Raw genomic sequence first — 12,795 nt, 5'->3', positions numbered from 1 at the left:
TGTATTAAATGATTTATCAAATAAATTGTAATTATTAATTATATTAAAATATATTTAAGACTTTTTTATTTTTTTACATTTTATAAAATTCAAAAAAAAAATTTTAAAAAGGGAAAGCGAAAATCATGAATATAAAAGAAATACTAGATCAAGAATCTGACCAGAAAAGATTCATGCTAGGAAATGAAGCAGCAGTACGAGGTGTACTAGAATCAGGAGTATCACTTGCTGCAACATATCCTGGAACACCATCATCAGAAATTGGTGATATATTATTTAACATAGCAAAGGATGCAAATATATACTTTGAATTCTCATCAAATGAAAAAGTAGCAATAGAAGTAGCAGCTGCAGCAGCATGTTCAGGACTAAGAACATTTTCATTCATGAAACATGTGGGAGTAAATGTAGCAGCAGATTCACTAATGACTGCAGCATATATGGGAGTTGAGGGAAGTATGCTAATACTTGTAGCTGATGATCCATCAACATTCTCATCACAAAACGAACAAGACACAAGACACTTTGCACGTCAAGCAAACATACCTTTATTTGAACCATCAAATCCACAAGAAATAAAAGACTACATACAATATGCCTATGAAATATCAGACAAATTTGACATACCAGTAATAATAAGAACAACAACACGTGTATCACACATGAGAGCTGTAGTAGAAACTGGAGAATATAATAAAAATACAAAAACACATGGTGAATATGAAAACATAGGACTTCATGTACCAGTACCAGAAATTGCACGAAAAATGCATGAAGAATTAGTCGGTAAAATTGCAGAAATACGAAAAGTATCAAACACAAGTCCACTAAATCAGATAATTGATAATGATGCTAATGTTGGAATAATAACATCAGGAGGAGCATACAACTACGTTGCAGACATAGTAAATAAATATGATCTTAATGTAAATATTCTAAAACTAGGATTTACACATCCATATCCAGAAGATCTTGTCCGTGAATTTTTAGAAAATAACAAAGAAGTACTCGTAGTTGAAGAAGTAGATCCAATACATGAAATAGAAACACAAGCAATAGCAGGAAAATATCATATAAATACAAATATTCATGGAAAACGTGATGGTACACTACCTGAAATATTTGAATACACACCTGATATAATAATAAATGCATTTGAAAACCTAGGCCTCTTTGAAGTACTAAAACGTGAAGCAAATACACCAACACTAATACCACTACCAAATAGACCTGCAACACTATGTGCAGGATGTCCACATAGAGCATCATTTTATGCAGCACGCCAAGCAATAGATTCACTTAATCTTGATGTTGAAAGTATACATCCATCAGATATAGGATGTTATACTCTTGGAATTGCACCACCATATAACATGGCAAACTTCCTTATGTCAATGGGAGCAAGTGTAGGTGCAAGCTGTGGATTTAGTAAAGCAACAGAAAATCAGCCAATAATAAGCTTTATTGGAGATTCAACATTTTTCCATGCTGGAATACCACCACTTATAAATGCAGTACATAACAAGATGAAATTTACACTTGTAATACTAGATAACAGAATAACAGCTATGACTGGAGGTCAAACTAACCCAGGTATACCAATTGATGGAATGGGTGATGAAGCACCAGCAATATCAATAGAAGATCTTGTAAAATCAATAGGAATAGAATTTGTTGAAACAATAAATCCATTAAATGTAAATGAAATGATACAAATCTACAAAGATGCATTAGAATATGATGGAGTATCAGTAATTATAGCAAAATATCCATGTAATTTAATAAATAAAACAGAAATACGAAGTCGAAACTACATAATACAAGTAGATCAAGATGAATGTATTCACTGTAATAAATGTATAGATAAACTAGCATGTCCAAGTATAACATTAGTTGATGATAAAATAAGCATAGATCAAACATGTATAAAATGTGGAGTATGTATTGATGTATGTCCTGTAAGTGCAATTAAAAAAGAGGAAGTGAACCAATAATGGCATATAATATTTATATTTGTGGAATAGGTGGACAAGGAATTATAAAAACATCCATCGTAATAGGAGAAACTGCAATAAAAGAAGACTATAATGTAGTTATGAGTGAGATTCATGGAATGTCACAACGTGGAGGAGTAGTATCAACAGAACTTAAAATAGGTGATGATAAAAGTCCAATAATACAAGATGGAACAGCAGATATACTCCTTGCATTTGAACCTGTAGAAGCATTAAGAGCACTTGAAAAAACAAATAGACACACAGTATGTGTTGTAAATACAGCACCAATATATCCATCAACAATAAATCAACAAGACCTAGATTACCCAGATATTGATGAAATACTCGAAGAGCTTACATCAAAAATGGATGTTGTATATAGTATGGATGCAAATAAAATAGCAACTCGTGCAGGACATCCTCTTTCAATGAACATGGCAATGCTAGGTGGAGCATGTGCTGTTGAAAGCTTTCCTCTAGAAATTAATGATATTAAAGATACAATGAAAGAAAATCTACCACCAAAATCAATAGATGTAAACTATGAAGCATTTAAGATGGGATATGAAAGCTGTAAAAAATAAGTAGTTTATTTAATCAAAAAAAAAGAGTTTAATTTCCAAGAAAAAAGAAGGTTAAAAAAAAGGTGTTTATATTGCATAGAGTTCTGATGAATCTATGATATTAGCATTTCCTTCTTTTAATACTTTTAATGCTTTTTCCATATCTTCTAATTTTAATATTACAATAGCATTATAAGTTTTCTGTTCAATAAAAGCATAAAGATATTCAAGATTAATCTTATTTTCATCAAGAAGACGTAAAACTTGATTAAGACCTCCAGGTTCATCAGTTATACTTACAGCAATAACCTTAGTTATTTTTACGATAAATCCTTTATTTTCAAGTTCATCTTTTACACGTGCTGGTTCTGTTACAATAAGTCTTAATATTCCAAACTCTGATGTATCAGCAAGTGATAATGCTCTAATATTAACATCTAATTCTTCTATAATATCAAGAATGTTAAGTATTCGTCCTTCCTTATTTTCAAGAAAGATTGATAGTTGATCTACATATATATCATTCATTCTTTATTCCACCCTGTAAAAAAATATTATTATTTTCCTCTATTATCTATTACACGTTTTGCTTTACCAGATTCAACACGATCAATTGTTTTAGGTTCAACTAGTGTTACATTTACACGTAGTCCTATTTCATCATGTATTGCTTGAGCTAATTTATCTCGTATTCCTATTAATTCTTTTACATTATCAAAGAATATTTCAGGTGATGCTTCAACTTTTATTTCTATTTCATCAAGTATATCAGGTCGTGTTAAAATAATTTGATAGTGTGGTTCTACACCTTTAATTGATAGTAATGCTTTTTCAATTTGTGATGGGAATACACTTACACCTTTAATTTTAAGCATGTCATCTGTTCTTCCACTTATTTTATCCATTTTTACAAGTGTTCTACCACAGCCACATGTTTCATGGCGTATGTTTGTAATATCTTTAGTTCTAAATCTAATTAGTGGCATACCTACACGAGTAAGTGCTGTAAGTACTAATTCTCCATTTTTACCTTCAGGTAATTGTTTGTGTGTTTTTGGATCTATTATTTCAGGATAGAAGTGATCTTCATAGATGTGTAGTCCATTTTGTTCTGGACATTCCATAGCAACTCCAGGTCCAATTACTTCTGTTAATCCATAGATGTTATATGCTGGTACACCGAATTTTTCTTCGATTTTTTCACGCATTTCATCAGTCCATGCCTCTGATCCAAATCCTATTACTTTTAGATTTAAATCTTTTGGATCTACTCCTTTTTCTTTCATAACTTCAGCTAGGTGTAATCCATATGATGGTGTGAATATTAACATTGATGTATTGAAATCTTGCATAAGTTCAATTTGTCTTAGTGTTTGTCCTGTGGATATTGGTATTACTGTTGCACCTATTTTTTGTCCACCATAATGTACTCCAAATCCTCCGGTAAATAATCCATATCCATGTGTGTTTTGTATGATGTCATTTTCACCTACTCCCATCATGGTTAGTCCTCGTGCTACTACCTCTCCCCATATATCTAAGTCTTCTTTAGTATATCCTGATACTGTTGGTTTTCCTGTTGTTCCACTTGATGTGTGTATTTCCACTATTTCTTTTTGTGGTACTGCAAAAAGTCCAAAGGGATAGGATGCTCTTAGATCTGTTTTTGTTGTAAAGGGTAATTTTTCGATATCATCAAGTGTTTGTATATCTTCAGGATATACTTCAGCTTGTGAGTATCTTTCATGGTAGTATGGTACTTCATTAAATGCTCGGGTAACCACATCTTGCAATCGTTTTAATTGTAGTTCTTGCATTTCTTCATGTGTTAAGCATTCAATATCTTTATCCCATATCATAGTATATTTTCCTCATTTATATTTGATTAAAAAAATTTATATTAAAAATTTGTTAAGTTTATTAATATATATTTTATAAAAGGTACTTAAATTAATTTATTATCATAAAAATAATTATAATATTTAAAAAAAAATAAAATAAAGGAGGAGAAGTGAGTTTGGTTAAACATCATTGTTTTTTTCATGTAAACTTATGGTGTTATTGTCATGTTTATTCCATTTTTTGTTCTTATATCTTCTTGTGGTTGTACTATTATTGTTCCATTAAATTCTGATCTATTATATAGACTATTTTTTCCTAGTACTATTGTTATTTGATATGTTGGATTTCTAAAGTTATCTGTTGGTAATGTTACATTTATTATTCCATTTGTTATATTTGTGTGTATAAGTGTTTTTTTATTGAATTTAATACATATTGATGTTTTTCCTTGAATTTGATTTCCATCTGTATCATTTACTATAATTGTTATAGTTGTATTTGTTCCCTTAATTACTTGAATATTATCAAGTGTTTTATTTTCAATATTACTTTGTATAATTGTTAAGTTTTCTATACACATTTGTTTATTATAATATGGATTTATATAATATACACTTATATTATATTTTCCTGCTCCAATTGTTGATGGTAGTGTATATTTTAATTGTGCTTTTCCATTTATTACATTTTCTCTAATTTGTTCACCATTTGAGTTTTTCATTGTTTCATTAATTTTAAATATTAAAAATCCATCATTTAAAGGAATATTATTTTCTGTTACAGTTATATTTAATTCAATGTTTTTAAATGTTTGAGGTGTGTTTGTTTGCATTGAAATATTAACATTTCTTTTTTGCATGTTTATTGTCTGTGTTATAATTCCTTGATTATAGAAGTTATTATTTCCTATAATTATTGTCATCTGGTATGTAGGATTTCTAAATTTATCAGTTGGTAATGTTACATTTAGTATTTCCTTATTGGTTCTTGAATGTAATTGTGTTGCTCCATTAATTTTCACAGTAAATCTCATATTTTCTTTTACTGTATCTCCTTGTGTATCCTTTATTATGAGGAATATTGTACCATTTGTTAAGGTTAAAATAGTGCTGTCTGGTAATGTTATATTTTGTATGTCTCTTTTATTTATTGTTAATTTTTGTGTTATTATTCCATTATTATAATTTTGTGTTTCTGGTATTTCTATTGTTATTATATATTCTCCAGCAGATAATGAATCTGTAGGAATTACAACATTTACTATTCCATCTTTTATTATGGTTGTAGTTATGTTCTTATCATTAAGTTTAATTGTTGATAATATTTCACCTTTCAAAGTATCATATAAAGTATCATTTACTACTATATTAATTGTTTTATTGTTATATGTGGTTATACTACTATTTGATAATGTTGTTTGTTGTATATCACGTTTTAATATTGTTAGATTTTGTGTTATTGTTTTTGCATTGTAGTTTGTACTTTCTGGTATGTTTATTGTTATTGTGTATTTTCCTGCATTTAATGTACTTGTTGTTAGTGTTGTTTTTATTACACCATTTACTATTGTTACTGTTTTTTCTTCGCCATTTACTGTTATTGTTGCGTTTATTTCTCCTTTTAGTTGTGTATTATTTGTATCTGTTAGTGTTGTATCTATTTCTGTGTCTGTAAATACTGGTATTGTGTTTTCTGGTATTGTTGTTTGTTGTATGTTTTGTTTTGTTATTGTTATTTTTTGTGTTATTGTTGCTGAGTTATAGTTTGTGCTTTCTGGTATGTTTATTGTTATTGTGTATTCTCCAGCGTTTAATGTGTTTGTTGTTAGTGTTGTTTTTATTACTCCATTTGTTATTGTTATTGGTTTTTCTTCGCCATTTACTGTTATTGTTGCGTTTATTTCTCCTTTTAGTTGTGTGTTATTTGTGTCTGTTAGTGTTGTATCTATTTCTGTGTCTGTGAATACTGGTATTGTGTTTTCTGGTATTGTTGTTTGTTGTATACTTCGTTTTGTTATTATTATATTCTGGGTTATTGTTCCATTCACATATTTTTCTGTTTCTGGTATTTCTATTATTGTTGTGTATTCTCCAGGTTCTAATGTTTCTGTTGGTATTGTTGTGTTTAGTATTCCATCTTTTATTGTTGTAGTGTATGTCTTATTATTGATTCTAATTGTAGCTGGTATTTCACCTTCTAATAAATTACCATCTATATCTTTTAATGTTGTTTCAATAGTTGTGTTTGTAAATGATGGGATTGTTTGTGTTGGTAGTGTTATATTTTGTATACTCATCATAACATTATAAATTAGTTTTATTGTATTGTTTTCAGCATAACTTGGGTATTCTATTGTTACTGGTAATTTACCTGGATTATCTACACTTTGTATTGTTTTAACATGATTTTCTGTATCTTTTGTTGTAGTGTATGTTTTATTTTCTATGTTGAAATTGATATTTTCATTAGAATCTAAATTTTCATTTATAATAGGTGATATGAATGTGTTGTTAACTTTAGTATTAATTTTTCCCATATTGTTTATAATAATTGAATTTGATAATGTGAAATTTGTTATTGAATAAATTACAATATTATTTGAATCAAAATTATCAGTTAAAATTAAATGATCCATTATTAGATTTCCTTTATTATATATTGCTCCTCCAGTAGTTGCATTGTTTTGTGTGAAGTTTGAATTTGTAATATTAATATCACCAGTTTCGTTATTATATATTACTCCACCATAAGTTGCATTATTTTGTATGAAATTTGAATTTGTAATATTAACATAACCATCAAATTCATTATCTATTACTCCACCATAAGTTGCATTATTTTGTATGAAGTTTGAATTTGTAATATTAACATTACCATCAGCTTCATTATGTATTACTCCACCATAAGTTGCATTATTTTGTGTCAGGTTTGAATCTATGATATTAAGAATACCAGTCTTATAATTATATATTAACCAATTTTCTGCATTATTATTAGTTAAAGTTGAATTTAGTATACTAAAATTACCATAACTATTAGTTATTAAATCATCATTTGCAAAATTTTCTGTTATATTTGAATTTATAAAATTAATATTACCATAACTAGTATATATTATACCATAATCTGCATTATTTCTTGTTATATTTAAATTTGTAAAAGTAATGTTTCCACTATTTGATATTATTTCACCAGAACTTGCATTATTTCCTATTATATTTGAATTTGTAAAAGTAATGTTTCCACTATTATCTATTATTCCACCAGAACTTGCATTATTTTCTATTATATCTGAATTTGTAAAAGTAATGTTTCCACTATTTGATATTATTCCACCATAAGTTGCATTACTTCCTATTATATCTGAATTTGTAAGAGTAATATTACCATTATTATAACTTATTACTTTTCCCTGAGTTTCAATAAAATCTAAGTTTGTAAAACTAAGATTACCATCATTAAATATTATATTTCCATAATTTTGATTAAAGTTTGAATTTGTAAAACTCATATTACAATTGTTAAATATTATTCCTTCACCAGTTTCATTATTTTGTGTGAAATTTGAATTTTCAATGCTTATATTACCTTTATTATAAATTAATCCACCCGCACTAGCTTCATTTTCTGTGAAATTTGAATTTTCAATGATTATATTACCATTATTGTCTATTACTCCATTATTAGTTCCGTTATTTTGATAAAATGTTGAATTTATGATACTTAAATTATTAATATAATTTTCTATTATTGAGCTTCCACTATTTTGTGTGAATGTTGAATTTATAATATTAACAGTATCATTACTATATATTACTCCTCCAATACTTGCATTGTTTTGTGTAAAGATTGAATTTGTAATACTTACATTTCCATTATTATATATAACTCCTGCAGTACTTGCATTATTTTTTGTGAAGTTTGATTTGTGATATTAACTGTACCACTTACAGTATCATAAATTTCGTTATTTATTACTCCACCTTTTGTTGCATTATTTTCATTGAAAGTTGAATTAATAATACTAATATTAGCATAGAAATTATTAGTTATTACTCCACCTTTTGTTGCATTATTTTTATTAAATGTAGAATTTATAATAGTAGTAATACCATTATAATGGTTATATAATACTCCTCCACTATTTGCATTGTTTTCTATGAAAGTTGAATTTGTAATATTAAGAGTACCTTCTTTATAATTATATATTAATCCATCTGTATCGGTTGATTCTGCATTGTTTTTTGTGAAGTTTGAATTTACAATATTAACAGAACCGGCATTATTAATTATTAAATTACCACTTGCATTATTTTCTGTGAAAGTTGAATTCATAATACTTAAATTATTGCGGTAATTCTGAATTACATATCCCTCATAATTTTTGGTGAAAGTTGAATTAATAATACTAGTATTACCATTATAATCACTATCTATTATTCGTCCATTATTTTCTATAAAGTTAGAATTTATTAAACTAAAATTACCAGTAGAGCTTATTAAACTATAGATATTAGTAACATTATTTTGTGTGAAATTTGAATTTAATATATTAGTAATACTTGATTCTCTACTATATATTAATCTTGCCTCTTGTTCTATGTTGTTTTTGTTGAAGATTGAATTTGTAATATTTATAGTACCGTTATTATTTTTTATTACTGTAGCAGGATCAAGATATGATGTATCATTAGTTATATTGTTTCCTGTAAAGTTTGAATTTATAATGTTTATAGTTCCATTATTATCATTTTTTATTATTCCACCACTTATGTACTCTGTATTCTTAGCATACACATCGTTTTGTGTGAAAGTTGAATTGGTAATGTTAGTTAAACCACCATCATTTTCTATTACAGAATATCTTGTTGCAGTATTTCCACTGAAAGTTGAGTTTGTAATATTAAGAATACCTGTTTCAGTATTATAAATTACCCCCCCCCCTCCTATAGTTTCATTATTTTCTGTGAAGGTTGAATTTATAATACTGGTATTACCTTTATTGTAGATTCCAGCACCTAATGCTGTTGTAAAACATTGTTTGATTATTATATTTTGTAGATTTAATGTGTATCCATTTTCTACTATTATAAATTGTTTTATATTTTCTCCATCAATTGTTTGTCCATTTCCATTTATTGTCATGGTTTTAGCTTGTTGATCTGTACTTCCCCATGTGATTTGTGTTGTTATTGTATAATTTCCAGGATTTAGGTTTATTGTTGTATTATCTGAACTTGTTTTTATTTCTTCTATTTTATTGTATAATTCTTGGTAGTTATTTACTGTGTGTGTTGCTTTTTTTGTTGTTTTTGTTATATTTTCTTTTGAATTACTTATTTTTGCTTCTTTATTATTTTTATTTTCTACTTTTTTTGTACTTTTAATATTGTTTTGTTGTTGTGTTATTGTATCTTTATTTGTTTGTGTATTTATTGTGAATATGTCGTCATGCTGTTTTATCATGTTTGTGCTTGTGTTATCATCTGTTGCGTTGATTGCACTTATGCTTATTATTATTGAAAGTACAAGTAATCCTATTAATAAAAATTTAGAATTTTTGTATTTCATAGCATTAGAGTCTCCAAAAATTTTATTCATTTATTAATTAAATTTTACTTTAAAATTAAATTATTATTTTTTTAATTAAATAAAAATTTTCATTTAATTTTTATGAATTTTTTAATTAATAAATTTTTATTTAAATTAATATGAATTAAAACGTTTTTTAATGGCTTAAGTTAGATATCAAAATAATAAAATTAAAAAAAAGACTAATAAAACAATTAAATTAGATTTAAAAGAAAAAGAAGATGATTCAAGTATTTATATAAATTAATATTTTCATATACAATATATTTAAAAAAATATAAACTTCATGTTTTAAATAAAATAAAAAAAAGTGGGGGAAAGAAAAATAAAAATTGGAATTATATTTAGAATGGTAATGCTTTATATTTTTTAATAGTTCCACATTTATACCAGTTTCTAATTACTCCAAAAGAGTTTTTTGCTGATGTTGTATCACATTTATACCATTTACCATTTACATATACTTCAGCCCATACGTGTCCTGTTACAAGTCCACTGTTAAAGTAACATGTTGCATGATTGTATCTTGCTGGTATTCCTGCTGTACGCATTAATGCTATTACAACATGTGCCATATCACAACAGTTTCCAAATGCTTGTTTACATGTTTGTGTTGATCCATATCTAGTATTATAGTAACTACTGTATCTTAGTCTATTATTTGCATAGTTAAATAATGCTACAGCTTTATTATATGTTCCGCTGATTTTTGATGTTACACTATTTACTATTGATTTGAAGTATGAACTATGTGCATCACATCTTTTTGTTGCTGTAAGATATTCTTTGTATTGGCTGGATTCAAGATATAATGTTCCATTTGCTCTTGCTTCTTTAAATTCTCCATATTGTCCATATACTGCTGTTAGGATATATTTTGAATTTTTAAATGATGATGGAATAGCATATTTTATTGTTGCTACACTATTTTTAACATTTGTAGTTCCAATAGTTTTTCCATTTATCTTAAATGCAACTTTTCCTGTATTTACAGTTTTTCCACAGTTTATCTGTGCTTTTAGTTCTATTGTTTCTCCCGGATATGATGTTATACTTGTAATTTTAACTGATGTTTTTGTTACATTATTAAGATGTAATGTTCCACTTGCTTTTGATTCTTTAAATTCTCCATATTGTCCATATACTGCTGTTATGGTATATGTTGGATTTTTAAATGATGATGGAATAGTATATTTTATTGTTGCTATACTATTTTTAACATTTGTAGTTCCAATAGTTTTTCCATTTATCTTAAATGCAACTTTTCCTGTATTTACAGCTTTATTAGAGTTTATCTGTGCTTTTAGTTGTACTGTTTTTCCTGGATATGATGTTATACTTGTAACTTTTACTGATGTTTTTGTTACATTATTAAGATGTAATGTTCCATTTGCTCTTGCTTCTTTAAATTCTCCATATTGTCCATATACTGCTGTTAGGATATATTTTGAATTTTTAAATGATGATGGAATAGCATATTTTATTGTTGCTACACTATTTTTAACATTTGTAGTTCCAATAGTTTTTCCATTTATCTTAAATGCAACTTTTCCTGTATTTACAGTTTTTCCACAGTTTATCTGTGCTTTTAGTTCTATTGTTTCTCCCGGATATGATGTTATACTTGTAATTTTAACTGATGTTTTTGTTACATTATTAAGATGTAATGTTCCACTTGCTTTTGATTCTTTAAATTCTCCATATTGTCCATATACTGCTGTTATGGTATATGTTGGATTTTTAAATGATGATGGAATAGTATATTTTATTGTTGCTATACTATTTTTAACATTTGTAGTTCCAATAGTTTTTCCATTTATCTTAAATGCAACTTTTCCTGTATTTACAGCTTTATTAGAGTTTATCTGTGCTTTTAGTTGTACTGTTTTTCCTGGATATGATGTTATACTTGTAACTTTTACTGATGTTTTTGTTACATTATTAAGATGTAATGTTCCATTTGCTCTTGATTCTGAAAACTTATCATTTCCTTGATATATAGCTGTTATGGTATATGTCGGATTTTTAAATGATGAAGATATATGATAATTCATTGTAGCTATTCCATTTGAAACACTTGTTTGTCCATATGTTATTCCATTAATCTTAAATAGAACGGTTCCTGAATTTACAGTTTTACTGCTTGTAATTTGTGCTTTTAGTTGTACTGTTTTTCCCGGGTATGATGTTATGTCTGTTACTTTGACTTTTGTAGTGTCTTTTTGTGCTGCTTGTTTTACAGTTTTAGAATCAGCTGTTTTTTTGGCATTTGATTTTAGTGTATTGTTCGTGTTTGTTGTTTGAGTATTTACATCCATTTTTATATTAATATTTTCGTTTACATTGCTAGCTACTGGATCTTTATTAGATTCTACTGCTTTATTTGTGGTTTGTATCTCATTTTGAGTGTTTGTAGTAGGTGTTATATCTTGTTGCTGAATATCACTAGTAGTTGGTATTGATTTGTAATTATCAACGCCTGTATCATTAGTAGCTGATATGCATCCTATTAAACACATTGTTGTAAATAGGATACCTATTATAATGTATTTCTTAATTATAATACCTCCTTATATTAAACTATAATTTGGATTAATAGTTAATTTTACATTTTCGTGCTTTATTTTAGTATTTTAAATTTTAGTTTTTTAACTAAAAATTAAACTTACTGTTTTCTTATCTTTTTTATTACTTATAAAGGTTTGTAAAATCAAATAACATTTAATTGTTAATTATTTAAAATAAACTTTAAAAAAATGTAAATTTTAAAATAAATATTATAATATATTAACTGTCCCTTA

At 26.9% G+C, this 12,795-nt stretch carries 7 protein-coding genes; 2 read left to right on the top strand and 5 right to left on the bottom strand.

Annotated features, from left to right (window positions below):
* Positions 1-125 precede the first annotated feature (125 nt).
* A complete protein-coding gene (gene iorA / locus MSCUN_RS04500; RefSeq protein ID WP_095609007.1) occupies positions 126-1,994 on the top strand; it encodes an indolepyruvate ferredoxin oxidoreductase subunit alpha in 1,869 nt (622 codons plus the stop codon).
* Positions 1,994-2,581: an indolepyruvate oxidoreductase subunit beta gene (locus MSCUN_RS04495; protein WP_095609008.1), complete on the top strand. Its 588-nt coding sequence runs from the start codon at positions 1,994-1,996 to the stop codon at positions 2,579-2,581. Before iorA ends, MSCUN_RS04495 begins: the two co-directional genes overlap by 1 nt.
* Positions 2,582-2,647: 66 nt before the next feature.
* On the opposite strand, the gene MSCUN_RS04490 is transcribed toward MSCUN_RS04495, so the two are convergent.
* From MSCUN_RS04490 to MSCUN_RS04470, 5 genes are all read right to left on the bottom strand, one after another.
* Positions 2,648-3,088, bottom strand: coding sequence for an acetolactate synthase (locus tag MSCUN_RS04490; protein ID WP_180738353.1), 441 nt, complete (start codon positions 3,086-3,088; stop codon positions 2,648-2,650).
* A 29-nt stretch (positions 3,089-3,117) separates the two neighbouring features.
* A complete protein-coding gene (locus tag MSCUN_RS04485; protein WP_095609009.1) occupies positions 3,118-4,419 on the bottom strand; it encodes a phenylacetate--CoA ligase family protein in 1,302 nt (433 codons plus the stop codon).
* A 191-nt stretch (positions 4,420-4,610) separates the two neighbouring features.
* Positions 4,611-7,913, bottom strand: a complete 3,303-nt coding sequence (locus MSCUN_RS08200) for a beta strand repeat-containing protein (RefSeq protein WP_146192109.1) — start codon at positions 7,911-7,913, stop codon at positions 4,611-4,613.
* A 353-nt stretch (positions 7,914-8,266) separates the two neighbouring features.
* A complete protein-coding gene (locus MSCUN_RS04475) occupies positions 8,267-9,973 on the bottom strand; it encodes a right-handed parallel beta-helix repeat-containing protein (RefSeq protein ID WP_109582992.1) in 1,707 nt (568 codons plus the stop codon).
* A 365-nt stretch (positions 9,974-10,338) separates the two neighbouring features.
* Positions 10,339-12,513, bottom strand: a complete 2,175-nt coding sequence (locus MSCUN_RS04470) for an Ig-like domain repeat protein (RefSeq protein WP_109582990.1) — start codon at positions 12,511-12,513, stop codon at positions 10,339-10,341.
* Between the last annotated feature and the right edge of the window lie 282 nt (positions 12,514-12,795).

Origin of the sequence: Methanosphaera cuniculi, from assembly GCF_003149675.1 — an archaeon.
GTDB lineage: Archaea > Methanobacteriota > Methanobacteria > Methanobacteriales > Methanobacteriaceae > Methanosphaera > Methanosphaera cuniculi.
This window is presented reverse-complemented; position numbering and strand designations above follow the sequence as displayed.